Annotated in this window: 22 protein-coding genes; 13 read left to right on the top strand and 9 right to left on the bottom strand. The window is 74.9% G+C overall.

The features are described from left to right. Window positions 1–220: 220 nt before the first annotated feature. The 4 genes from IO30_RS0126655 to IO30_RS0126640 all read left to right on the top strand — a co-directional run bounded on the left by IO30_RS0126655 (window position 221) and on the right by IO30_RS0126640 (window position 4,343). Window positions 221–1,600: an MFS transporter gene (locus IO30_RS0126655; RefSeq protein ID WP_063768274.1), complete on the top strand. Its 1,380-nt coding sequence runs from the start codon at window positions 221–223 to the stop codon at window positions 1,598–1,600. 675 nt (window positions 1,601–2,275) lie between these two features. Then, window positions 2,276–2,761, top strand: coding sequence for a hypothetical protein (locus IO30_RS0126650; RefSeq protein WP_031146908.1), 486 nt, complete (start codon window positions 2,276–2,278; stop codon window positions 2,759–2,761). Window positions 2,762–2,773: 12 nt separating this feature from the next. Next, window positions 2,774–3,499 (top strand): futalosine hydrolase, encoded by a 726-nt coding sequence (locus IO30_RS0126645; RefSeq protein WP_037895209.1) that lies wholly within the window; start codon window positions 2,774–2,776, stop codon window positions 3,497–3,499. Further along, entirely contained in the window at window positions 3,486–4,343 is an 858-nt protein-coding gene (locus IO30_RS0126640; protein WP_031146904.1) for a 1,4-dihydroxy-6-naphtoate synthase, read from the top strand. The genes IO30_RS0126645 and IO30_RS0126640 overlap by 14 nt, the downstream gene beginning before the upstream one ends. A gap of 73 nt (window positions 4,344–4,416) precedes the next feature. Here the strand turns inward: IO30_RS0126640 and IO30_RS47690 are convergent, their stop codons facing one another. Then, window positions 4,417–4,800: a cold-shock protein gene (locus IO30_RS47690; protein ID WP_031146902.1), complete on the bottom strand. Its 384-nt coding sequence runs from the start codon at window positions 4,798–4,800 to the stop codon at window positions 4,417–4,419. A 217-nt stretch (window positions 4,801–5,017) separates the two neighbouring features. Here IO30_RS47690 and IO30_RS0126630 point away from each other — a divergent pair, with 217 nt between their 5' ends. Further along, window positions 5,018–5,269, top strand: coding sequence for a hypothetical protein (locus tag IO30_RS0126630; protein ID WP_031146900.1), 252 nt, complete (start codon window positions 5,018–5,020; stop codon window positions 5,267–5,269). Window positions 5,270–5,304: 35 nt separating this feature from the next. On the opposite strand, the gene IO30_RS0126625 is transcribed toward IO30_RS0126630, so the two are convergent. Beyond that, window positions 5,305–5,931: an HAD family hydrolase gene (locus IO30_RS0126625; RefSeq protein WP_031146898.1), complete on the bottom strand. Its 627-nt coding sequence runs from the start codon at window positions 5,929–5,931 to the stop codon at window positions 5,305–5,307. Window positions 5,932–6,134: 203 nt separating this feature from the next. Between IO30_RS0126625 and IO30_RS0126620 the strand changes: the two genes are divergently transcribed. Together IO30_RS0126620 and IO30_RS0126615 are read left to right on the top strand one after the other, a co-directional pair. After that, complete coding sequence (locus IO30_RS0126620; RefSeq protein ID WP_031146896.1) at window positions 6,135–6,635, top strand: SigE family RNA polymerase sigma factor; 501 nt, start codon at window positions 6,135–6,137, stop codon at window positions 6,633–6,635. 9 nt (window positions 6,636–6,644) lie between these two features. Further along, a complete protein-coding gene (locus IO30_RS0126615; protein ID WP_031146894.1) occupies window positions 6,645–7,505 on the top strand; it encodes a hypothetical protein in 861 nt (286 codons plus the stop codon). A 59-nt stretch (window positions 7,506–7,564) separates the two neighbouring features. Here IO30_RS0126615 and IO30_RS0126610 read toward each other — a convergent pair whose 3' ends face one another. Then, window positions 7,565–8,578 (bottom strand): hypothetical protein, encoded by a 1,014-nt coding sequence (locus tag IO30_RS0126610; protein ID WP_031146892.1) that lies wholly within the window; start codon window positions 8,576–8,578, stop codon window positions 7,565–7,567. An 86-nt stretch (window positions 8,579–8,664) separates the two neighbouring features. Here IO30_RS0126610 and IO30_RS0126605 point away from each other — a divergent pair, with 86 nt between their 5' ends. Beyond that, on the top strand, window positions 8,665–11,187 hold the full coding sequence (locus tag IO30_RS0126605; RefSeq protein ID WP_037895206.1) for a helicase C-terminal domain-containing protein: 2,523 nt from the start codon (window positions 8,665–8,667) through the stop codon (window positions 11,185–11,187). A 47-nt stretch (window positions 11,188–11,234) separates the two neighbouring features. Next, complete coding sequence (locus tag IO30_RS0126600) at window positions 11,235–11,837, top strand: DUF4291 domain-containing protein (RefSeq protein WP_031146888.1); 603 nt, start codon at window positions 11,235–11,237, stop codon at window positions 11,835–11,837. Here IO30_RS0126600 and IO30_RS47915 read toward each other — a convergent pair. After that, the gene (locus IO30_RS47915) at window positions 11,822–12,826 is read right to left on the bottom strand and encodes a GNAT family N-acetyltransferase (protein WP_324617568.1); all 1,005 of its coding nucleotides are present in this window, start codon (window positions 12,824–12,826) and stop codon (window positions 11,822–11,824) included. The genes IO30_RS0126600 and IO30_RS47915 overlap by 16 nt on opposite strands. A 140-nt stretch (window positions 12,827–12,966) precedes the next feature. Between IO30_RS47915 and IO30_RS0126585 the strand changes: the two genes are divergently transcribed. Then, window positions 12,967–14,610: a DNA repair helicase XPB gene (locus IO30_RS0126585; RefSeq protein ID WP_031146886.1), complete on the top strand. Its 1,644-nt coding sequence runs from the start codon at window positions 12,967–12,969 to the stop codon at window positions 14,608–14,610. Here IO30_RS0126585 and IO30_RS0126580 read toward each other — a convergent pair. Both IO30_RS0126580 and IO30_RS0126575 read right to left on the bottom strand, forming a co-directional pair. Further along, window positions 14,576–15,379, bottom strand: coding sequence for a glycosyltransferase family 87 protein (locus tag IO30_RS0126580; protein ID WP_237403434.1), 804 nt, complete (start codon window positions 15,377–15,379; stop codon window positions 14,576–14,578). The genes IO30_RS0126585 and IO30_RS0126580 overlap by 35 nt on opposite strands. Window positions 15,380–15,847: 468 nt before the next feature. After that, window positions 15,848–16,033 (bottom strand): hypothetical protein, encoded by a 186-nt coding sequence (locus IO30_RS0126575; protein WP_031146882.1) that lies wholly within the window; start codon window positions 16,031–16,033, stop codon window positions 15,848–15,850. Between the two features lie 327 nt (window positions 16,034–16,360). Between IO30_RS0126575 and IO30_RS0126570 the strand changes: the two genes are divergently transcribed. Continuing rightward, complete coding sequence (locus tag IO30_RS0126570; RefSeq protein ID WP_031146880.1) at window positions 16,361–18,460, top strand: HelD family protein; 2,100 nt, start codon at window positions 16,361–16,363, stop codon at window positions 18,458–18,460. 535 nt (window positions 18,461–18,995) lie between these two features. On the opposite strand, the gene IO30_RS0126565 is transcribed toward IO30_RS0126570, so the two are convergent. Continuing rightward, window positions 18,996–19,691 (bottom strand): copper homeostasis protein CutC, encoded by a 696-nt coding sequence (locus tag IO30_RS0126565; protein WP_031146878.1) that lies wholly within the window; start codon window positions 19,689–19,691, stop codon window positions 18,996–18,998. A 142-nt stretch (window positions 19,692–19,833) separates the two neighbouring features. Between IO30_RS0126565 and IO30_RS0126560 the strand changes: the two genes are divergently transcribed. Together IO30_RS0126560 and IO30_RS0126555 are read left to right on the top strand one after the other, a co-directional pair. After that, the gene (locus IO30_RS0126560; protein ID WP_031146876.1) at window positions 19,834–20,499 is read left to right on the top strand and encodes an HD domain-containing protein; all 666 of its coding nucleotides are present in this window, start codon (window positions 19,834–19,836) and stop codon (window positions 20,497–20,499) included. A 233-nt stretch (window positions 20,500–20,732) separates the two neighbouring features. Continuing rightward, entirely contained in the window at window positions 20,733–21,971 is a 1,239-nt protein-coding gene (locus IO30_RS0126555) for a Cmx/CmrA family chloramphenicol efflux MFS transporter (RefSeq protein ID WP_051859937.1), read from the top strand. 21 nt (window positions 21,972–21,992) lie between these two features. Here the strand turns inward: IO30_RS0126555 and IO30_RS0126550 are convergent, their stop codons facing one another. Further along, window positions 21,993–22,262, bottom strand: coding sequence for a DUF4031 domain-containing protein (locus tag IO30_RS0126550; RefSeq protein ID WP_031146872.1), 270 nt, complete (start codon window positions 22,260–22,262; stop codon window positions 21,993–21,995). After that, window positions 22,259–22,630, bottom strand: a complete 372-nt coding sequence (locus tag IO30_RS0126545; RefSeq protein WP_031146870.1) for a hypothetical protein — start codon at window positions 22,628–22,630, stop codon at window positions 22,259–22,261. The genes IO30_RS0126550 and IO30_RS0126545 overlap by 4 nt, the downstream gene beginning before the upstream one ends. Window positions 22,631–22,798: the final 168 nt, after the last annotated feature.

The following is a 22,798-nucleotide window of genomic DNA, read 5'->3' as shown; positions in this document are numbered from 1 at the left end:
ATCGGCCTCGGGCGCACCTTCCTGCGATCCATTCTGCGGGATCACCAAGAGGCGCGCGGCCAAGAGCAACCGCCGGTGGCGCGCTACGCACGCTACCTCCTCCGAAGCCTTGGGCCCACATGCAAGGTCCGATTCGCGCAACGATCGGGTGCCGAGCGGGTCCCGGTCCCGTGACCGGCCGGGGTCCGCGACGCGCCGGAGGGGGGTCGCCACGGGCCCTGTGGGGCACTATGGCCAGGTGGCACCCGTACGGTCGTCCGGCGACGGCTCGGGACCGGCCAGGCGGGCCGGCCGGGCCCTGGGGCATGCCCTGCACCTGCCCATCACCGGTACGGCGCGCGGGATCCGGCGGGCCACGCACGCCCACGGCGCCGGTGAGTCGGGGCTCGGCAAGCTGATCGAGCTGCACGCCATCAACGGCGCGGGCGACGTGATGATCACGGTGGCGCTGGCCTCGACGGTCTTCTTCTCCGTCCCCACGGACGAGGCCCGCGGCCGGGTCGCGCTGTACCTGGCGATCACGATGGCCCCCTTCACCCTGCTGGCCCCGGTGATCGGACCGCTGCTGGACCGGCTGCCGCACGGGCGGCGGGCCGCGATGGCCGCCGCCATGCTGACGCGGGCGCTGCTGGCGGTGATGATGTCGGGCGCGGTGGCGACGGGCGGCCTGGAGCTGTACCCGGCGGCGCTGGGCGTCCTGGTGGCGTCCAAGGCGTACGGGGTGGTCAGAAGCGCCGTGGTGCCGCGCCTGCTCCCGCCGGACTTCTCACTCGTCAAGGCGAACTCCCGGGTCACGCTGGCCGGTCTGCTCGCCACCGGCGCTGCGGCGCCGGTGGGCGCCGCCCTGCACACGATCGGCCCGGCATGGCCCCTGTACGGGGCGTGCGTGGTGTTCCTCTGCGGCACCTTCGCGGCGTTCACGCTGCCGCACAAGGTGGACGAGGCCAAGGGCGAGCGCCGGGCCCGGCTCTCCACGCACGAGGCGCACTCGAAGCGGCCGGGCCTGCGCACGGTCAGCCGCCCGGTGCTGTGCGGGCTGCTCGCGAACGCCTCGATGCGCGCCCTGTCCGGGTTCCTCATCTTCTTCCTGGCGTTCCTGCTGCGCGAGCACCCGCTGGCGGGACAGAGCGCGGCGGTGTCGCTGGGCATCGTGGGCGTCTGCGCCGGCGTGGGCAACGCGTGCGGCACCGCGGTGGGGGCGTGGCTGCGGGCGCGGGCCCCGGAGGCGATCATCGCGGCGGTGCTGTCGGTGACCCTCGCGGTGGCGGTCCTCGCGGCGATCCTGTTCAGCGGCCTCTTCATGGCCGTACTGGCCGCCACGGCGGGCTTCTGCCAGGCCCTGGCGAAGCTCTCCCTGGACGCGATGATCCAGCGCGACGTCCCGGAGGCCGTCCGGACCTCCGCCTTCGCCCGTTCGGAGACGCTGCTCCAGGTGGCGTGGGTACTGGGCGGCGCGATCGGCATCGCCCTGCCGCTGAACGGCGTCCTGGGCATGGCCGTGGCCGCGACCCTGGTGGCCCTCGGCACGACGATGGCCCTCCGCGGCCTCTTCACCACCCCCCGCCCCCACCAGGGCACGTCCCGCCCCCGCGTGGCGTGACCCTTGCGGGGCCCTGGCGGGGCCTGTGCGTATGGCCGGGCCCAGACACCCAGCCCCCTGGGGCTCCGCCCCAGACCCCGCTCCTCAATCGCCGGAGGGGCTGATTTTTGCCTCGTTGCAGCGGGGCCTGTGCGTTGGGGGTCGGGGAGCGGTGCCCCTCCGGGGTGTCTCCTCGGCTCGCGCACTGAGCCCGGTCTCGAATATCAGAGCCCTGGTTGCGCGCTCGTCCTGCGGCCGCCACGGCTCCGCCAAGGAGACCAGGCTGTGCTTCCAGGGCCCGGGCGTGTGGGGTGGGGGCGCGCAGGAGGGTCCCCGCAGGACGAGCGCGCAACCTGGGCCGTCTCTCTCGCAGCCAGGGCTCAGTGCGCGAGCCGAGGAGAGGAGACACTCCGGAGGGACCCCGCCCCACACCCCCCGACCCCGCCAAGCACCGCAACGGCCAGCACATCCAACGCCCCGCCTGGGCAAAATCCAGCCCCGCCGGCGTTTGAGGCGCGGGGTCCGGGGCGGAGCCCCGTAGCAACGGCGCCGCAGGCGGGACACCGCCACACGGCTGAGCCCCGCACGGGAAACCGCGGAGCCCCGTAGCAGCGGCGCCGCAGACGTACGCCACACGCCAGGCCCGGGGGGACCCCGTGCAGCGGCGCAGCCCACCGGCCCGATAGCCTTCGGCTCATGACCGCACCGCTTTTCTCGGGTAGGGCCCGCCGCAGCGTCGCGGCCCTCGGAGCCGTGTCCGCCGGCCTCCTCCTCCTCTCGGCCTGCGACAAGCCGACACCACTGGCGACCGTGACGGTCGGCACCTCCTCGGTGTCCGCCGAGTCCGCCTGCCACGACGGCACCGAGCTCTCCACGGACAAGGTCCAGGAGTGCCTCAGCGGCCTGAAGAACGCCAAGACCATCGACTACGCCCGCGGCGACACCCTGCGCCTCGGCGTGGAGCCGGAGGTCGTCGAGGACGGCAAGAAGTGGCAGGCGGTCCTCGACGGACAGCCGATCACCGAGCCCTCCTCGAACACCTACCGCAGCTTCCCCGGCGCCGACGTCTTCGCGACCGGCGGCCAGGGCGAGGCCCCCTCCTCGAAGAAGCTGGCCATCGTCCAGGTGGCCGAGGACGGCAAGCCCCTTTCCGTCTGGTCCTTCAACCTCAAGCTCAAGTAACGGGCGGCCCCCGTGCGCGCGCTCGTCGTGACCGCGGTGGCGGCGGAGGCAGACTCCGTCCTCACCGGTCTCACCCCTCATCCGGACTCTCCCGGTCCTGAGCCGCGCACGCTTCCCGCCGGGTACCTCATCACCCGGCGGGACCTCCCCGGCATCGCCTTCGACGTGCTGGTGGCGGGCGTCGGACCGGCGGCTGCCGCCGCCGGCACCGCCACCGCCCTGGCCCTCGCGCAGTACGAGCTCGTCGTCTCCGCGGGCATCGGCGGCGGGTTCGAGCCCGCCGCACCCGTCGGTTCCCTCGTCGTCGCGGACGCGCTCGTCGCCGCCGACCTGGGCGCCGAGACCCCCGACGGTTTCCTGGACGTCGCCGCGCTCGGCTTCGGCCACAGCGTGCACCTGCCGCCCGCCGAGCTCGCCGCCCGCGCCGCCGAGGCGACCGGGGCGCTGCTCGCCCCCGTCCTGACCGTCTCCACCGTCACCGGGACCGCCGCCCGGGCCGCCGCGCTCGCCGCCCGGCACCCGCTGGCCGGGGCCGAGGCCATGGAGGGCTTCGGGGTCGCGGAGGCGGCGGCCGCGCACGGGCTGCCCGTGCTGGAGATCCGCGCCGTGTCCAATGCCGTGGGTCCGCGCGACCGCGCCGCCTGGCGGATCGGGGACGCCCTCGCCGCCCTCACCGAGGGCTTCCGCGTCCTGGGACCCGTACTCGCGAACTGGGGAGAACGCCATGAGCATCGGTGACCGCGAACCGCTGAAGATCGCCTATTCGCCCTGCCCGAACGACACCTTCGTCTTCGACGCCTGGGCGCACGGCCGCGTCCCGGACGCGCCCGCCCTCGACGTCACCTTCGCCGACATCGACATCACCAACGGCATGGCCGAGCGCGGCGAGCTGGACGTGCTGAAGGTGTCCTACGCCGTCCTGCCCTGGGTCCTGGAGGAGTACGCGCTCCTGCCCTGCGGCGGGGCCCTGGGCCGCGGCTGCGGCCCGCTGGTGCTGACCCGCGAGCCCGGCCTGGACCTGACGGGCCGTACGGTCGCCGTGCCGAGCGAACGGTCCACCGCCTACCTGCTGTTCCGGCTGTGGGCGGCGGACGTGCTGCCCGAGGGCGTCGGCAAGGTGGTCGTGCTGCCGTTCCACGAGATCATGCCCGCGGTCCGGGACGGGCGGGTGGACGCCGGACTGGTCATCCACGAGGCCCGGTTCACCTACCGGGACTACGGGCTGCACTGCCTGGCCGACATGGGCGAGCACTGGGAGTCCACCACGGGCCTGCCCATCCCCCTCGGCGCGATCATCGCCAAGCGGGCACTGGGCGCGCAGCGGCTGCGGGAGCTGGCCGCGTCGGCCCGTACCTCGGTCCGGATGGCCTGGGCGGACCCGGAGGCCTCCCGCCCCTACGTCCGCGCCCACGCCCAGGAGCTGGACCCGGCCGTCGCAGATCAGCACATCGGGCTCTACGTCAACGAGTTCACCGCCGACCTCGGCGAGTCCGGCTACGCGGCGGTGCGGGGGCTGCTGACCCGGGCCGCGGCGGAGGGCCTGGTGCCGGCGCTCGCTCCGGGGGCGCTGGACTTCCCGTAGACCGGGACCGTACGGGGCGGCCGCGCCCCGCCGCTCACGGGGAGCGGCGGGGCGCGGCCGTGGTCCGTAGGGGTCAGACGTCGAGCTGGTCGGCCACCGCGCGCAGCAGGCCGGCGATCTTCGCGCCGTGCACCTTGTCGGGGTAGCGGCCGCGTTCGAGCATCGGGGTGATGTTCTCCAGCAGCGTCGTCAGGTCCTGCACGATCGAGGCGAGGTCGTCGGGCTTGCGGCGCTGGGCGGCCGCGACGGACGGCGCCGGGTCGAGCACCGTCACCGACAGCGCCTGGTCCCCGCGCTGGCCTGCGACGACACCGAACTCGACGCGCTGGCCGGGCTTGAGGGAGTCGACGCCGGTGGGGAGCACCGACGAGTGGACGAAGACGTCGCCGCCGTCGTCGCGGGAGAGGAAGCCGAAGCCCTTCTCACTGTTGAACCACTTGACCTTGCCGGTGGGCAAAGCACGCACCCCGTCTCACATACCCGAAACCGAACCAACATGTCTCAGCAGGTCAGGGTATCCATCTACCAGGGCCGTGACTGCCTGCTCTCGCTGTGAAGAGTCTCCCCTCACAACCACCCCGTCAAGCATGGCCGAACCCCCTCTGCCCGGATCTCGTCCCTGGCGCGAGAACGCTCCCTGCGGGCCTTCCCGGCGCGGGAACTACCCTGGTGCGGTGACTGATACTTCTCGCGTCGACGAAGCACGCCCCGGTGACGCACTGGTGAAGGCCGGTGGCATCGTGTTCATCGCGGGCGCCGTGGCCACCCTGGTGACGATGGCCCCGCTGGTCCTGGACATCGACCCGTTCCCCTCGTACGCCTGGGCCGTGTGCATGCTCATGGGCGTGGGCTTCGCGATCTCGGCGGCGGGCGTGCTCCGCTCGGCCGCGGCGGGGCGCAGGCAGGCCCGGGACTCCCAGGCCTGACGGGTCGCGCCGGGGCGCCCGGGGCGCCCGCGGGATCAGGCCGCCTGCTCGGCCACGTACTGCGCCAGCCACTGCGGCAGCGCGGTCAGGTCCGCCAGCACCACGTCGGCGCCCGCCGCCCGCAGTTCCGGCTCCGCGCACGGCCCCGTCGGCACCGCCACCGACAGCGCACCGGCCGTACGGGCCCCGCGTACGTCGCCCACGTGGTCGCCGACGTAGACCTGCGCCCCGTACTCCCGCAGCGCACCGGCCTTGGCCTCCGCCCAGAGCCAGCCGATGACCGCGTCCGGCTCGATGCCCAGGTGAGCCAGGTGCAGGCGGGCGTTGGGCTCGTGCTTGGCGGTGACGACGATGGCCCGGCCGCCGAGCGCCCGGACCGCCTCGACCGCCTCGCGGGCGCCCGGCATCGCCGGGGTCGGCGCGATGGCGTGGGTGGGGTAGATCTCCCGGTAGCGGTCCGCCACCTCCGGGATCCGGGCCTTCGGGAACCAGTGGGCGAGCTCCTCGTCCAGCGGCGGACCGAGCCGCGTGACGGCCTCGTCGGCGTCGATGTACGTACCCGTCTCGGCCGACAGGGCCTGATAGGCGGCCCTGATGCCCGGGCGCGAATCGATGAGGGTCATGTCGAGGTCGAAGCCGACGGTGAGGTTCATACCGGCCATTGTGCCGACGGGGGCTGCGGGAAGGGGAACACGGTCTGAGGCCCGCCTTGCCAGATCATGAAATGGCTGACATGTCTCGCCCGGCACACCGCCTGTCGCCCCGGCCGTGACCACAGGGCGAGACCCGCACATCCGTGCTCAACCTTTTTCCTGCGGCGGTACTCAGGACAGGGGTGAGAGACACGATGTGAAGGGGAGGGCGGATGCCGCCAGGCACCGAGCACGACTTCGAGGCCTTTGCCCGGGCCAGTCAGCGCAAGCTGTACCGGACCGCGTACCTGCTGTGCGGGAACGCGGACGGGGCACGCGATCTGACCCAGACGACGCTCGCGAAGCTGTTCCAGCACTGGCGGCGGGTGTCCGCCGCCGATCACCCCGAGGCCTACGCCAAGGCCGTGCTCACCCGTACCTTCCTCGCCGAGCGGCGACGGCGGCTGCGGGACCTGCTGGCCCACACGCACGCCGATCCGCTCCCCGTGCCCGAGCACGCCGAGCTGCGCGTCACGCTGCTCGCCGCGCTGGCCGCGCTCCCGCCGCGGGCCCGGGCCATGGTCGTCCTGCGCTACTGGGAGGACCTCAGCACCGAGCGGGTCGCCCAGCTGTTGCGGTGCAGCGAGGGAACGGTCAAGAGCCAGTGCTCGCGCGCACTCGCGAAGCTGCGCACGCAGCTCGGCGAGGCGCACATCTACGCCACCGAGAGCTGAGGAGACGTCATGGGCACCAACGAAGACCTCACGAACGACGACCGGGCGGTGCGGCTCCTGCGGGAGGCGATGGACCGGACGACCGCGGAACTGCCGCCGCTGCCCGACCTGGCGGGTCCGGCCCTGGCCCAGGGGCGCCGCCGCAAGGCCCGCCTGCGGGCGGTGATCGGCGGCGGGGTGCTGGCCCTCGCCGTGCTCGGCGTGGCCGGGGCCGCCGCGCTGCCGGCCGGGTCCGGGAAGGCCTCCGGGGCGGGCGAGGTGGCCGCCGCGCCCTCGCCGACCGCACCGCCGCAGGCCACGCCGTCCTCCTCGGGCCCGCCTCCGCCGGTCCACATCGAACCGAGCCCGGGCGAGTCCTCGATGGCGCAGCTGCCGCCCGCCGAGCGGGTCCGGCAGGAGAGCTTCCAGGACCAGGCCGTCACCGTCCTGCAGGACCTGCTGCCCGATGCGGTCGGCCTCGTGCAGCGGACCGACCTCGCGGTGCGCCAGTACCAGGCCACCAAGGACGGCAGCACCTTCACGCTCCTCTTCTCGGTACGGCCCGCGGCCGGACCGGGCACCGGCGAACGGGAGTGCCTGGAGATCAAGGGGCAGACCTGCAAGCGGGCCACCCTGCCCGGCGGCATCGAGGCCACCGCGTCGACCAGCCCCGAGGGCGACGGGAACGTGACCGTGGCCCGGGTCTCCTTCCGCTACGGCGCCAGCACCGTCCTGCTGTACGTCGGCGCGGACTCCACGACGAACACCTCGGCCCCGGTCACCAAGGAGCAGCTGCTGGAGGTGGTCAGGTCCCCGGCCTTCCTCGGCCTCGTCAAGACCGCCGACGCCAACCCGATGGAGAAGAAGCAGACCGTCGTCCAGGGCGGCTGACCCGCCCCGCCCCCGGCCGGGGCCGACCGGGGGCGGCCGGCTCCGGCCCCGGCCCGGGGTCAGTGGCGGCGGGAGCGCCAGACCAGGTACGCCGCGGAGGCGAGGGCCGCGCCGCGCAGCAGCCACGGCCACATGCCCGTCAGGGCGCCGCTCAGCTGGTCCTCGGCCAGGGCCTCGCCCCACCTGCCGTTCATCCGGCCCCACAGCCACACCCCCGCGCCCGCCAGCACCACGCCCGGCGGACCGAACACGGCCCACTTGCGCTCGGCGGGCGCCAGCAGGCGCGAGGCGTACGGCAGCAGCCAGCCGACGACGAGCAGCAGCCAGTAGCCGCTGACCACGCCGACGACGAGGACGGCAGCCGCCAGCAGCAGGAAGGCGTTCGGCCGGGGCCGGGCCGCGGGGGCCGCCGGCGCCGCGGCCTCGGGCGCGGGCCGCGCCTCCCGCTTCGCCCGCCGCCGCTCGCGCAGGAACCGTACGAAGCCCCGTCCGCGCCCCTCCGGCTCGCCGGCGGTCGCCGCGGCGTCGGCGGCCGGGGCCGCGTCCTCCTCCTCGAACCCCTCCTTGTACAGGTCCGGGATCTCGATGCCGCCCGCGAAGCCCTCCACCTGCGGCCCCGCCCCGTACGGCCCGGGGGCGACCCGCCACCAGTCGGGCTCGGCCCCGCCGGAGGGCCCGAGGTCGTCGAGCCCGGCCAGGTGCGGCGGCACGTTCACGGGCTCCGCCGCCGGAGCGGGCCCGGGCGCTGCCCTGCGGCGCAGCCGGCCCGGCCCCCGCTGCGTGGGCACGCCCTGGGCGGCCTCCCCGGCCGGGGCCGGGGCGGGGGTGACGGCCGACGGACTCCCGGCGGCGGCCAGGGTGTCCAGGACCTCCTCCGGCGTGCCGATCCGGTCCAGGATGCGGCGCACGGCCGCCGGGGTCTCCGGCTCGTACTTGGCGCGCCGACGGTCGATCTCGTCCCGCAGCCCCGCCACCAGGCGCATCCGGTCGCCGGAGGACAGCTGCCGCTGCTGCGCCAAGTCCCCGACACGGCTCAGATATTCGTAGACCAGATGGTCGCTCTCGATTGCCATGCCCCGGCTCCTCCCGTACCGCCTGCCGGAACCGTAGCGCGTGCGCCCGTGGAGCGGCCCCGGGCTCAGCGGATACCGTTGGCCGGATGGGGACCGGCCGACTGACCGGCCGACGCGACCAGGAGGCGACTGTGCCTGAGGCAAGCAGTGCTGCAGGAAGTCCGGGGGCGGGCACGGGCCGAAGTGCGCCCGCGACCACGGGTGCAGGCGCCCACCGCTCCCTCGCCGAGGCCCTGCGCTCCCGCGACGACGCGTCCCTCGCCGCCCTGCTGCGGGCCCGCCCGGACCTGGTCAGCCCGGTACCGGGCGACGTGACCCAGCTGGCGACCCGCGCCGGGACGCGGGCCTCCGTCGTACGGGCCCTGGACCGCCTCGACCGGTTCGCGCTGCAGACCGCCGAGGCCCTGGCGGTGGCCCCCGAACCGTGCCCGTACCCGGTGCTGGAATCCCTGCTCACCGGCCACCTCGGCGCATCGGACGCCGCGGGCGACCCGGCCCGCGCCGCGCTCCCCGGGGCCCTGGAGACCCTGCGCGACCAGGCCCTGGTGTGGGGTGACGGGGACCGGCTGCGGCTGGTCCGCACGGCCCGCGAACTCCTCGCGCCCTCCGCCCAGCGCCCCTCCCCGACCGGGCTGGGCCCCACCACGGCCGAGGCCACGGCCGGGATGTCGCCGACCCGGATCCAGGAGATCGTGCTGGCCGCCGGGCTGCCCGCCACCCACGACCCGGTGTCCGCGGTGACCGCGCTGACCGCCCTGTTCACCGACCCCGAGCGGATGTCGGCGCTGCTGGACGAGGCCCCGGCGGAGGCGCACCAGGTGCTGGGGCGGCTCGTGTGGGGGCCGCCGTACGGGGAGGTGACCCCCAGCCCGACGCCGCCGGTGCGCTGGCTGCGCGACCGGGGCCTGCTGCTGCCCGCCTCCGCGCGGACCGTCGTCCTGCCCCGCGAGGTCGCCCTCCACCTGCGCGGGGGCCTCGCGCACCGCGACACCGCGCCGGTGGCCCCGGCGGTGGCCGTGCACCGCGAGCACCGTCCACAGGCTGTGGACGCGAACGCCGCGGGCCAGGCGCTGGCCGCCCTGTCGACCGTCGAGGAGCTGGTGAAGTCCTGGGAGCACGCCGGTCCGCCGGTGCTGCGCGCGGGCGGCCTCTCCGTACGGGACCTGAAGCGGGCCGCGGCCTCCCTGGACACCACCGAGTCCTCGGCCTCCTTCTGGATCGAACTCGCCTACGCGGCCGGGCTGCTGGCCAGCGACGGCGAGGCCGACGAACGGTACGCGCCCACCCCCGCCTTCGACGTGTGGACCGAACTCCCGCCCGCCGAACGCTGGTCGGTGCTCGCCGCGGCCTGGCTGCCCGCCACCCGCACCGCGGGCCTGGTCGGCGAACAGGACACCAAGGGCCGCACCCTCTCCACGCTCGGCCCCGACCTGGACCGCTCCGCCGCCCCCGAGGTGCGCCGCCGCGTCCTGGAACTCCTCGGCGAACTGCCCGAGGGCGCCTCCGCCGACCCCGAGACCCTGCTGGCGCGGCTGGCCTGGGAACGCCCCGTACGCGGGGCGAGCGATCTGCGGGCCCGCCTCGCGCACTGGACCCTGACCGAGGCGGAGGTCCTCGGCGTCACCGGCCGCGGCGCCCTGTCCGGCCCGGGCCGCGCCCTGCTGGAGCACCAGGACCCGGCGCCGCTGCTGGCCCCGCTGCTGCCGGAGCCGGTGGACCACGTCCTGCTCCAGGCCGACCTGACGGCCGTGGCCCCCGGCCCGCTGCGCCGCCCCCTCGGCGACACCCTGGCGGTGCTGGCCGACGTGGAGTCCAAGGGCGGGGCCACCGTGTACCGGTTCACCCCCGGGTCCGTGCGCCGCGCCCTGGACGCCGGGCACGCCGCCGCCGACCTGCACGCCTTCCTCAAGGAGCACAGCCGCACCCCGGTCCCGCAGCCGCTGGCCTACCTGATCGACGACGTGGCCCGGCGGCACGGGCACCTGCGGGTCGGCGCGGCCTCCTCGTACGTCCGCTGCGACGACGACTCGGTGCTGGGCGAGATCCTCGCCGACAAGCGCTCCGCCGGGCTGGGGCTGCGCCGCCTCGCCCCGACGGTGCTGGCCGCGCAGGCCGAACCCACCGTGCTGCTCGACGGGTTGCGGTCGATGGGCTACGCGCCGGCCGCGGAATCCCGTACCGGTGACGTGCTGGTGTCCCGCGCGGACGCCCACCGCACCCCGGCCCGCTCGGCGCCCGCCCCCGTCCCGGACGGGCCGCCGGTGCCCGACGCCACGCTGCTGGCGGCGGCCGTACGGGCGATCCGTGCGGGCGACCTGGCGGCGACGGCGGTCCGCAAGGAGCCGGCCGCCGGGACGGGCGTCCCCGGCGAACTCCCGCGCACGAGCGCCGCGGAGACCCTGGCGACGGTCCAGGCGGCCGCGCTGACCGGGTCGGCGGTGTGGATCGGCTACGTGAACGCGGAGGGCGCGGCGAGCCAGCGGGTCCTCGCCCCGGTCCGGGTGGAGGGCGGATTCGTCACCGGCTACGACCACACCGCCGACGAGGTCCGCACCTACGCCCTGCACCGGATCACGGGCGTCGCCGAGCTGGAGGACGAACACCTCTGACGGAAATCCGCTGGCCCGGCCGCCGGTGAACCCGCAGGCTGGACCCCATGTCCGAGCCCGCCCCGCACACACCGCGGCACCAGATCCGCGCCGCGCACACCGACGCCACGGTCACCGTCTACCAGGCCTACGCACCCCGCCTGGGGGTCCCGGCGGCCCGCGACGGCCGCTTCCCGCCCGCCTGGAAGCGGGAGCGGATGACGTGGGTCAAGCCCTCGTTCCTGTGGATGATGTACCGCTGCGGCTGGGCCACCAAGGCCGACCAGGAGACGGTCCTCGCCGTCGAGATCACCCGCGAGGGCTTCGACGAGGCCCTGCGCGGCGCCTGCCTGTCCCACTACGTCCCCGGCGTCCACGCCGACCGCGAGGCCTGGCAGCACGCGCTGCGCGGGAGCTCGGCCCGCGTCCAGTGGGACCCGGAGCGCGACCTGCACCTGAACCCGCTGCCGCACCGCTCGCTCCAACTGGGCCTGTCGGGCCCGGCCTCGCGCGCCTACGCCGACCGGTGGACCGTCTCCATCCGCGACGTCACCCCGCTGGCCCGCGAGGTCCACGGCCTGATCCGGGGCGGCGAGGACGCGGCGGCGCACGCCCTGCTGCCCGTGGAGACCCCGTACCCGGCGGGCCCGCTGCCTCACCTCGGCGCGTAGTCGACCTGCCCGGCCGCGAAGGGCCAGGCCTCGGCCAGCCAGCGGGTGACCGCCGCGTACAGCGGGGCGTCGAGCCCGGCCCGGTCGGCGCGCACCCAGGAGCTGACGTGGGCCCGCTGCGGGTCGTCCTTGCCGGGGTAGACGTAGACGCAGCCGATGACCTCATCGCCCCCGTCCGCCCCCTCCAGCACGGTGTACGCGAATCCGCGCCGCCCGGCGAAGTCCCGTACGTGCTGCTGCAGATCGGACAGGTTCGACTCCTCGGACATCCCCTCCGGCGGCGGCCAGCACGTCGTCCCGTAGCCGGGGGTGGCCCGGATGTGCGCGATGCTGGCGGTCCAGGCGGCGTGGTCCCGGGCGTTGTGCTCCTCGCGGAGCGGCTCCAGCCGGAAACCGTCGCCCTCCAGGCTGAGCGGCGGCGTGAACCCGGCCGGTACGAAGGCCTGCGCGGCCCCTTCCGGGCCGGCGCCCCGGTCGGCGTACGGGTCCGCGTACGGGCCGGCTTCCGCGTCGGACTCCAGGTCGACGAAGGCCACGGTGTCCCCGGGCAGCAGGTAGCGCTCGGTCTCGGTGAAGCCGTGCGCCAGGGCGAAGCGCAGCCCGTCCGCGTCGGACTCCAGCACCACGGTCCGCACCCGCTGCGCCCCGAGCGCCCGCGCCTGCGCCAGCCCGTGCGCGTACAGCCGGGCGCCGAGGCCGTGCCCGCGGTACTCGGGCAGGATCCGCGCGATCACGGTGACCACCCGCGCCCCGTCACCGCCCGCTTCGCCGTCCCCGTCCCCGTCCGCGTCGCCGTCCCCGGGCGGCCGTACGGTCATGCAGCCGACCAGCGCGTGCCCGGCGTAGGCGACGTCCAGCCGGTGACGCCCGGCGCGTTCGCGGACCGCGTCGGCGGAGAGCGGGTCGGTGGGAATGATCAGATTGTGGACGTACCGCCAGTCCCGGAGCGTGACATCGTCGCCCACGGCCTCAATACGAAGATCAGACATCCCCCCAGCGAACCCACCCCGCCCCCACCCCGTCAACCGCCCCGGCCGCCCGGAACCCTCCTGCCGGCACGGCGATGCGGCAGACTGGAGGTTTGGCCGCCCGCGCCCGGACGGCCACCCCACGCAGGAAAGGGACGTGTGTGAACGGGCCTCTCATCGTCCAGAGCGACAAAACCCTCCTTCTCGAGGTCGACCACGAGCTCGCCGGTGCCGCGCGGCGGGCCATCGCTCCCTTCGCCGAACTAGAGCGCGCTCCCGAGCACATCCACACCTACCGGATCACCCCGCTCGGCCTGTGGAACGCCCGCGCCGCCGGGCACGACGCCGAGCAGGTCGTCGACGCCCTCGTCGAGTTCTCCCGCTACCCCGTCCCGCACGCCCTGCTCGTCGACGTCGCCGAGACCATGGCGCGCTACGGCCGCCTCACCCTCTCCAAGCACCCCGTCCACGGGCTGGTCCTGACCAGCACCGACCGGCCGGTGCTGGAGGAGATCCTGCGGTCCAAGCGGGTCACCCCGCTGGTCGGGGCCCGGCTCGACCCCGACACCGTGGTCGTGCACCCCTCCGAGCGCGGGCAGATCAAGCAGACCCTGCTCAAGCTGGGCTGGCCGGCCGAGGACCTCGCCGGGTACGTCGACGGCGAGGCGCACCAGATCGACCTGGCCGAGAACGGCTGGGCGCTGCGCCCGTACCAGCAGCAGGCCGTCGAGGGCTTCTGGCACGGCGGTTCCGGTGTGGTCGTGCTGCCCTGCGGTGCGGGCAAGACGCTGGTGGGCGCCGGGGCCATGGCGATGGCGAAGGCGACCACGCTGATCCTCGTCACGAACACCGTCTCGGCCCGCCAGTGGAAGCACGAGCTGGTCAAGCGGACCTCGCTGACGGAGGAGGAGATCGGCGAGTACTCCGGCACCCGCAAGGAGATCCGGCCCGTCACGATCGCGACGTACCAGGTCCTCACGACGAAGCGGAAGGGCGTCTACCCGCACCTGGAGCTGTTCGACTCCCGGGACTGGGGCCTGATCGTCTACGACGAGGTGCACCTGCTGCCCGCGCCGGTGTTCAAGTTCACCGCCGACCTCCAGGCCCGCCGCCGCCTCGGCCTGACGGCCACCCTCGTCCGCGAGGACGGGCGCGAGTCGGACGTGTTCTCGCTGATCGGGCCGAAGCGGTTCGACGCGCCGTGGAAGGAGATCGAGGCGCAGGGCTACATCGCGCCCGCCGACTGCGTCGAGGTCCGCGTCAATCTGACGGAGACGGAGCGCCTCGCGTACGCGACCGCCGAGACGGAGGAGAAGTACCGCTTCTGCGCGACGACGGCGACGAAGCGGAAGGTCACGGAGGCGCTGGTGCGCAAGCACCAGGGCGAACAGACCCTCGTCATCGGGCAGTACATCGACCAGCTCGACGAGCTCGGCGAGCACCTGAACGCCCCCGTCATCAAGGGCGAGACCTCCAACGCGCAGCGCGAGAAGCTCTTCAACGCCTTCCGCGAGGGCGAGATCAGCGTGCTGGTCGTCTCGAAGGTGGCGAACTTCTCCATCGACCTGCCCGAGGCCACGGTCGCCATCCAGGTGTCCGGCACCTTCGGCTCGCGCCAGGAGGAGGCGCAGCGCCTGGGCCGGGTGCTGCGGCCGAAGGCGGACGGGCACGAGGCGCGGTTCTACTCGGTCGTCGCCCGCGACACGATCGACCAGGACTTCGCGGCGCACCGCCAGCGCTTCCTGGCCGAACAGGGCTACGCCTACCGGATCATGGACGCCGACGAGCTGCTGACCAGCGACTGACGGCCGCGGCGGGAGCCCCGGCCCCGCCCGGGAGGAAGCCGGCCGTCCTGCGCGCCGCGGCGAACAGGACGGCCAGCAGCGGGATGCCCCAGACCCACAGCCTGGGCCAGTCCAGCAGCATCCCGGGGCCGGTGTGGGGCAGCTGCCGGGCCCAGAACTCCGCGGAGGCCTGCGGCAGCACCAGCAGGCCCAGCAGGGCGGCGCAGGTGAAGGCGGCCAGGGCCGTCAGCCCGGCCCGGACGCGGCCGGTCAGCAGCAGGTACCCGGCGACGGCCGCGGCGGCGGGAGCGGCACCGGCGGCGATGCCCAGCGCGAAGCCCTTGCCGAGCGCGGCCCGGGGCCGGCCCAGGTCCCACACGGCCAGGCAGGCGAGGGCCAGGTCGGCCTGGCCGGGCAGCGGCGTCTGGAAGAGCGGCTCCAGCCACAGGCCGGCGATGGTCACGGCCAGGACGGGGCCGGTCCGCGCGGGCAGCCCCGCCAGCCGGCAGGAGAGCCTGACGAGCAGGGCGAGCAGCACGGCGTTGCCGAGGACGAAGACGGCCCGCAGCAGCGCGGGCGGCAGCCAGGCGGCCGGGGTGAACAGGATCGCCGCGAACGGCGGATAGCCGGGCGGCGGCCCCCACTCGGCGGTGGTCAGCCCCTCGGCGAAGACGTCCGCCATGGGAATGCGCAGGGCCACGCACAGCACGCCGAGGGCGAGCAGCGGCCCCGCGAGCAGAACGCCGGCGAGGGACGACGGCGAACGTCTGACGGCGGCACTCCAGGTCACGGCGCGACCCTATTGGATCTTCCCCGCGCCCCCGCCGAATCCGGCCACCCGGTCAGCGGCAAGGACCCGGCCGGCTCAGCGGGCCACGGGCGACCGCCCACCTCCCGGCTGCGCAGCCAGGGCCGCATCAGCGGCCCCCGGCGCGGACGGGTCTACGCAGCCGTGGCGGAAGCCGCCGCCCCGGCACGAACAGGGCAGGTCAGACGCGTCCCCGGGCAACGGTGAACCGGGGCCACCAGCGCGCGGCGGTGCACCGGGGCCGCGTCAACGCAGCGGGCAGCGCAGCCCCAGCAGCGAGCATCCGGGCCGCATCACGTGTGACGGCAGAGCCCGTCAGCGGCAGCAGGGCACGGCACCCGCAGGGGCGCGGCGCAGCCAGGTCAGCGGCGGCAAGGCCGCACCCGCAGGGGCGCGGCGCAGCCAGGTCAGCGGCGGCAAGGCCGCATCCGCCGGGCGCGGCGCAGCCGGTCAGCGGCGGACTACGCCCGCTTCCTCGGCGTACTCGCCCAGGACGACGACGCTCACCGCGGTCGTCGCGAAGACCTTCGCGGCGCGCAGGAGGCCGCCGAAGCCGGTGCGGTGGCGGGTGTCGGTGAGGGCGGTGGCGCCTGCCGGGCGCCCGCCCCGGGCCGGGGTGAAGGTTGCGGTGCTCATGGATCCATGGTGCTCCCGGGCCCCCGTCCGGCGCATCGCCCTGCGGACGGAATCCCGGGCCCCCCGGCGTCCTCCTCACGGCTCATGCCGTCCCCTAGGGCCCCTACCCCGGTCTGACCTCCGCCCGGGAGCCGGGTCCTGCAACCCGTACGGAGGTCCCGCACCGGAGGACTTCCGGCCCCCGTATTCCGTTCGCGCCGCCGCACCGCGATGGCTAGAATCTCCGCTCTTGCCGCCTCCCGTCCGCACGTCCGGGGAGAGCCGCCCACCGGTCGGTAACCGGCGGGCCATCTGTTCAGCACCCAGCCAGCAGTTGGAGGCAGTCCCGTGCCCGCGCACGCCCCCGTCCCCGCACCCGTCCCCGCACCCGCACCTGTCACCGCCCCCCACGCCCCGGATCCGCTGGCCCGCGAGCGCGCGCACCTCGCCGCCTCCCGTTCGGCGCTGCGCGCCATGCGCGAGGACGTCGAGTCCCTCGACATCCGCGACGTCACCGCGAACTGGGTCAACGCGATCGTCCTCCAGGCCCAGATCGACGACCGCATCAAGGCCCTCGCCGACCTCGCCCACACCCCGCTGTTCTTCGGCCGCCTGAACTACCTGCACGCCCCGGGCGCGGACCTCGCCGAGGGCGCGGAGGGCGAGCAGTTCTACATCGGCCGCCGCCACGTCCACGACGCGGGCGGCGACCCGATGGTCATCGACTGGCGCGCACCGGTCTCCCAGCCGTTCTACCGGGCCTCCAAGAAGGACCCGCAGGACGTGTCACTGCGCCGCCGCTTCGGCTACACCGGCGGCGAGCTGACCGCGTACGAGGACGAGCACCTGTCCGACCCCGCCGAGGCGGCCGCCGTCAGCAAGCTGCTCCAGCAGGAGATCGAGCGGCCGCGCGTCGGCCCCATGCGGGACATCGTCGCGACGATCCAGCCCGAGCAGGACGAGATCGTCCGCTCCGGCCTGTCGGGTTCGGTGTGCGTGCAGGGCGGACCGGGCACCGGGAAGACGGCCGTCGGCCTGCACCGCGTCGCCTACCTCCTCTACGCCCACCGCGACCGCCTCGCCCGCACCGGGACCCTGGTCATCGGGCCGAACCGTTCCTTCCTCCACTACATCGAGCAGGTCCTCCCGGCCCTGGGCGAGCTGGAGGTCCAGCAGGCCACCGTCGACGACCTGGTGGCCCGCGAGGGCCTGGAGGTGCGCGGCGCCGACGCGGCGCCGACCGCCGTGGTCAAGGGCGACGCCCGGATGGCGGAGGTCCTGCGGCGCGCGGTCCGCTCGCACGTCACCCTGCCGACCGAGCCCCTGATGGTGGTCCGCGGCTCGCGCCGCTGGCGGGTGCCCGCGTACGAGCTGGAGGAGCTCGTGACGCAGCTCCTGGAGCGCGACATCCGCTACGGCGCGGCCCGCGACGCCCTGCCCCAGCGGATCGCGCACGCGGTGCTGGTACGGATGGAGCAGGCGGGCGAGGCCCCGGACGACCGGGTGCAGGACGCGGTGGCGCGCAGCGCGGCGGTCAAGGCGGCGGTGAAGCAGATGTGGCCGCCGGTCGAGCCCGCGAAGCTGGTGCTGCGCCTGCTCTCCGACCCCGAGTTCCTCGCGGTGCACGCGGCGGACGTCCTGACGGAGGAAGAGCAGGAGCTGCTGCTGTGGGCGAAGCCCTTCCGGAGCGTGAAGTCCGCGAAGTGGTCGGCGGCGGACCTGGTCCTGATCGACGAGGCCTCGGACCTGGTGGAGCGGACGCACTCCCTGGGTCACGTGGTGCTCGACGAGGCGCAGGACCTCTCCCCGATGCAGTACCGGGCGGTGGGCCGCCGCTGCACGACGGGCTCAACCACCGTGCTGGGCGACCTCGCGCAGGGCACCACCCCGTGGGCCACCCGCAGCTGGGACGAGGCCCTGGCGCACCTGGGGAAGCCGCAGGCGGTGGTGGAGGAGCTGACGGCGGGCTTCCGCGTGCCGCGCGAGGTGATCGCGTACGCCTCCCGGCTGCTGCCGTCGATCTCGCCGGGGCTGGCCCCGGTGTCCTCGGTCCGCGAGACCCCGGGCTCGCTGCGGATCGAGGAGAGCACGGACCTGACCGCGTCGGTGGTGGCGGCGTGCCGGGCCGCGCTGGCGCACGAGGGCTCGACGGGCCTGATCGCGGCGGACGCCCGCATCCCGGAGCTGGCGCATGCCCTGCGGGCGGCGGAGCTGGCGTACCTGGAGCCCGGTGAGGAGACGACGGCCGAGTCCCGGCTGACGCTGGTCCCGGCGTCGCTGGCGAAGGGCCTGGAGTACGACTACGTGGTGCTGGACGAACCCGCGGCGGTCGTCGAGGGCGAACCGGACGAGCGCACGGGCCTGCGCCGCCTCTACGTCTGCCTCACCCGAGCCGTCTCCGGCCTCACCCTCGTCCACTCGGCCCCGCTGCCGCAGACCCTGACGTGACGACAGCCCCCGCCCCTGCGGCCTGACCCAGAGGGCCTGGCCCACGCCCTGACCCGGAGGGCCGGGCCTTGCCCCCGCCTTACCCAGAGGGCCGGGCCCACGCGCCCTACCCGGAGGCCCGGGCCCACGCCCTGACCCGGGGGCCCGGCCCACACCCCTGACCCAGAGGGCCCGGCCCACACCCTGACCCAGAGGCCCGGGCCCACACCCTGACCCGGGGGCCCGGCCCGCGCGCCTGATCCCAGGGCCCCGGCCGGGGGTCAGTACAGGGCTACGCAGCGCGGCACCCTCGGGCTCCCACCGCCCACCGCCCGGGCGGCAGCAGCGCCCGGGCGCACAGCGACAGACCCGCAGGGCCGGAGCCCGGGCCGTGGATCAAGGTCAGGGCTGTGGGCCACGGCCCCCAGCCTCACTCCGCCCGGGCATCAGTGCCCGGCTCCGCGGCGGACCGCACGGCCGGGCCGGCCGACAGACCTGCGGGCCGCAGAGCCACGCCTGCCCGCAGGGCCAGGCCGGCCGACCGCCCGTGCGTCCGTCAGGACAGGGCTTCGCGCCAGGCGGCCACCGCCGGGGTCGAGACCGGGCGGGACCAGCCGTCCGGGCGGGCCGCCCCGCCGATGTGGAAGCCGTCGATGCCCCCGGCGCGCAGCACCGGCAGGTGCTCCAGCGTCAGGCCGCCTCCGACCAGGATCCGCGGCCCGTAGCCCGGTTCGCCCCGCCGGGCCGCCTCCGCGAGCAGCACCGGCAGGCCCTCGTCGACCCCGGACGCCGCACCCGCCGTCAGGTAGGTGTCGAGGCCGGGCAGGTCCGCGACGGCCTTGCGCAGGCCCTCGCGGTCCGCGGAGCGGTCGATCGCCCGGTGGAAGGTCCACCGGCAGCCGTCCAGCTCCGCCACGACCGCTTCGACGGCCGCGAGGTCGGGGCTGCCGTCCGCGTTCAGGAAGCCGAGGACGAACTCGTCCGCGCCCTCGGCCCGCAGGGCCCGCGCCTCCGCCAGGAGGACGTCGAGCTCCGCGGCGCCGCCCGCCGCGAAGCCGTCGGCCTTGCGCAGCATCACGCGCAGCGAGATGTCGACCGCAGCCCTGATCGCCGCGAAGGTCTCGCGCGGCGGGGTGAGCCCGTCGGCGGCCATGTCGGTGACCAGTTCGAGTCGGTCCGCCCCACCGGCCTGGGCCGCGACCGCGTCCTCCGCGTCGAGGGCGATCACCTCCAGGAGCGCACGGTTGCTCATTCGATCCCATCCTTCGGAAAGCTGCTCATGTGGCTCATACGGCGATATGGCCAGTATGGAAAATAGGTCTAGTCCAATATCCAGAGTACGGGCCCGTGCCCCGGCTTCACCAGCACAATCACGCCACCCCCACAATGTGCGCATGGACACAGGGACCACGCACACCGACACCGCGGCCCTCCGCGCCCACTGGCGGGCCACCGTCGACGCGGCCGGCGCCGCCGAGGACACCGACCCGGACCCCTACGCCGAGCGCCTCCTCGCCGCCTGGGCGGAGCCGCAGCGCCGCTACCACACCACCGCGCACCTGATCCACGTCCTCGCACGGATCGACCAGCTCCAGCAGTACGCCGCCGACCCGGCCGCCGTCCGGCTCGCCGCCTGGTTCCACGACGCCGTCTACCGCCCCGACCGCTCCGAGAACGAGGAGCGCAGCGCCGCCCTCGCCGAGCGCGCCCTGCCCGAGCTCGGCATCGACCCCGCGCGCACCGCCGAGGTGGCCCGCCTGGTCCGGCTCACCGTCACCCACGACCCGGCCCCCGGCGACGCCGACGGCGAGGTGCTCTGCGACGCCGACCTGGCGGTCCTGGCCGCCGCCCCCGAGGCGTACGCGGCCTACGCCGCCGCCGTCCGCGCCGAGTACGGCTTCGTCCCCGACGACGCCTTCCGCACGGGCCGCGCCGCCGTGCTGCGCCAGCTGCTCGACCTGCCCAGGCTCTTCCGCACCCCGTACGCCGCCGCCCAGTGGGAGGCCCCGGCCCGCGCCAACCTCACGGCGGAACTGGCCGCCCTGGAGGCCCGCGCCTGACCGGACGCCGGCCGGACGCCGCCGTCCCGCCGCCGGGCCACCGGCGGGACCCCGACCGGACGCCCGACCGGACCACGACCGGCCCCTGACCGGACCCTGACCGGACCCCCGCCAGGACCTCCGACCCGCCCCCCGCCGGGCCCTGGGACCGGCCCGCCACCCGGTTTCCGGGAATTCGATCCCGTTCGCCGGGGTTGGTGAGGTACATGCCCGCACCAGCCGCACGCTCCCGCATGCCCGTCGCCGTCTATGTCCTCGGCCTGTCCGTCTTCGCACTCGGCACCAGCGAGTTCATGCTCTCCGGGCTGCTGCCCCCCATCGCCGAGGACATGGGCGTCACCATCCCGCAGGCGGGCCTGCTGATATCCGCCTTCGCGATCGGCATGGTCATCGGGGCCCCGCTGCTGGCCGTGGCCACCCTGCGGCTCCCCCGCCGCACCACCCTCCTGTCCCTCATCAGCCTCTTCGGCCTCGGGCAGGTCGCGGGCGCGCTGGCCCCCTCGTACGAGCTCCTCTTCGCCTCCCGCGTGGTCTCGGCCCTGGCCTGCGCCGGGTTCTGGGCCGTCGGCGCGGCCGTCGCCATCGCCATGGTCGAGCGCAACCAGCGGGCCCGCGCCATGGCCGTCATGATCGGCGGCCTGTCCATCGCGAACGTCCTCGGCGTCCCCGCGGGCGCCTTCCTCGGCGAGCACCTGGGCTGGCGCTCCGCGTTCTGGTCGGTGGGCGCGGCCTCCGCCGTCGCCCTCGTCGGCATCCTCGCCCTGGTCCCGAAGATCCCGCTGCCCGAGCAGAAGCCCCGCCTCCGGCGGGAGCTCAGCATCTACGGCGACCGGCAGGTGTGGCTGTCCATCGTCATCACGGCCCTCGCCGCGGGCGGTGTCTTCTGCGCCTTCAGCTACCTGTCGCCGCTGCTCACGGACGTGGCGGGGCTGGACTCGCAGTGGGTCCCGTGGATCCTCGGCCTCTTCGGCCTCGGCGCGCTGGCCGGCACCACCCTCGGCGGCCGGGTGGCCGACGCGCACCTGTTCGGCGTGCTGCTGTGGGGCATCAGCGCCTCCACCGTCTTCCTGGCCGCGCTCGCCCTGCTCGCGTCCGCGCAGGCCGCGGCGATCGCCCTGGCCTTCCTGCTCGGCTTCTCGGCCTTCTTCACCGCCCCGGCGCTCAACGCCCGCATGTTCAACGTGGCCGGGGCCGCCCCGACCCTGGCCGGCGCCACCACCACGGCCGCCTTCAACCTCGGCAACACCGGCGGCCCCTGGCTCGGCGGTACGGTCATCGACGCGGGCCTCGGCTTCGCCGCCACCGCCTGGGCGGGCGGCGCCATGACCGTGGCCGCCCTCGCGCTGACGGCGCTCTCCCTGCGCCTGCACCGCCGTACGCCGCCCCCGGCCACCCGCGTGATCGCCTCCTCGGCCACCGCCCCGACCACGGCGACGACCACCACGACGGCTCCCGCGCCCGAACCGGCCTAGCGCCTGCGCCTGCGCCTGCGCCTACGCCTGGGCGCGGCCCTTGGGCCGCCGCAGGCCCGCGTCCGTGAGGCGGCGCACCAGTTCCTTGCTGCCGATCTCCACCGCGCCCGCGTCGACCGCGTCCGCGTACCGGTACGAGGGCACGTCGTAGTGGTCCCGCTCGAAGGCGCGCGGCGGGCAGCCGATGCGGGCCGCGAAGGCGTGCAGCTCCTCGTACGAGACATCGCTGACCAGGTGCGACCACATGCGGCCGTGGCCCGGCCAGGTGGGCGGGTCGATGTAGACGGTCACCGGCCGAGTACCGGTCCGAGGGCACCGACCGCCGCTACCTTCACGCCCGCCTCCGTGCACACCCAGTGCGGGTCGGGTCCGAGTTCGGGTTCGATGTCCAGCGCGTGCGGGTCGCCGTGGCCGCAGACCGGGCACAGCGGCCAGCGTCCGTACTTCTCCAGCAGTGCGTCCTTGACGTCCTGGGCGACGAGTCCGGGGAGGTAGTCGGCCCCCTCCGGCCACTGCTCCACCCACCACCGGCGGTGCGTGACCGAGTCCTCGACGAGGGAGACGACATCGGCTTCGGCGACCTCACCGGCAGCGAGATCGGCGAGAACGAGTGCACGGGCGACATGAAGCGCCTGTTCCAGGGGGGTCGCGTGGTCCATGCGCCCATTGTGGACCCGTACGGCCCAACGGGCGAAGGTCCTTTCCTCACGGGGACCTATGGGTTCTTGACGTCCGCCCCGGTCTGAAAATAGATTTCAGACGTGAGCGAGAACGCGAAAGAAACTTTCACCAAGCCCTCCCCTTCCCCCTCCCCCTCCCCCTCCCCC

This window comes from Streptomyces xanthophaeus (assembly GCF_000725805.1).
GTDB lineage: Bacteria > Actinomycetota > Actinomycetes > Streptomycetales > Streptomycetaceae > Streptomyces > Streptomyces xanthophaeus.
Note: the sequence above shows the minus strand (reverse complement) of the source record. Positions and strands in the feature narration are given on the sequence as shown.

Excerpts from the sequence above, each read along its gene's own strand:
- IO30_RS0126650 (WP_031146908.1), top strand. The coding sequence starts at position 2,276 with ATGACCGCACCGCTTTTCTCGGGTAGGGCCCGCCGCAGCGTCGCGGCC.
- IO30_RS0126640 (WP_031146904.1), top strand. The coding sequence starts at position 3,486 with ATGAGCATCGGTGACCGCGAACCGCTGAAGATCGCCTATTCGCCCTGC.
- IO30_RS0126625 (WP_031146898.1), bottom strand. The coding sequence starts at position 5,931 with ATGGCCGGTATGAACCTCACCGTCGGCTTCGACCTCGACATGACCCTC.
- IO30_RS0126620 (WP_031146896.1), top strand. The coding sequence starts at position 6,135 with ATGCCGCCAGGCACCGAGCACGACTTCGAGGCCTTTGCCCGGGCCAGT.
- IO30_RS0126615 (WP_031146894.1), top strand. The coding sequence starts at position 6,645 with ATGGGCACCAACGAAGACCTCACGAACGACGACCGGGCGGTGCGGCTC.
- IO30_RS0126610 (WP_031146892.1), bottom strand. The coding sequence starts at position 8,578 with ATGGCAATCGAGAGCGACCATCTGGTCTACGAATATCTGAGCCGTGTC.
- IO30_RS0126605 (WP_037895206.1), top strand. The coding sequence starts at position 8,665 with ATGGGGACCGGCCGACTGACCGGCCGACGCGACCAGGAGGCGACTGTG.
- IO30_RS0126600 (WP_031146888.1), top strand. The coding sequence starts at position 11,235 with ATGTCCGAGCCCGCCCCGCACACACCGCGGCACCAGATCCGCGCCGCG.
- IO30_RS47915 (WP_324617568.1), bottom strand. The coding sequence starts at position 12,826 with ATGTCTGATCTTCGTATTGAGGCCGTGGGCGACGATGTCACGCTCCGG.
- IO30_RS0126575 (WP_031146882.1), bottom strand. The coding sequence starts at position 16,033 with ATGAGCACCGCAACCTTCACCCCGGCCCGGGGCGGGCGCCCGGCAGGC.
- IO30_RS0126565 (WP_031146878.1), bottom strand. The coding sequence starts at position 19,691 with ATGAGCAACCGTGCGCTCCTGGAGGTGATCGCCCTCGACGCGGAGGAC.
- IO30_RS0126560 (WP_031146876.1), top strand. The coding sequence starts at position 19,834 with ATGGACACAGGGACCACGCACACCGACACCGCGGCCCTCCGCGCCCAC.
- IO30_RS0126555 (WP_051859937.1), top strand. The coding sequence starts at position 20,733 with ATGCCCGTCGCCGTCTATGTCCTCGGCCTGTCCGTCTTCGCACTCGGC.
- IO30_RS0126545 (WP_031146870.1), bottom strand. The coding sequence starts at position 22,630 with ATGGACCACGCGACCCCCCTGGAACAGGCGCTTCATGTCGCCCGTGCA.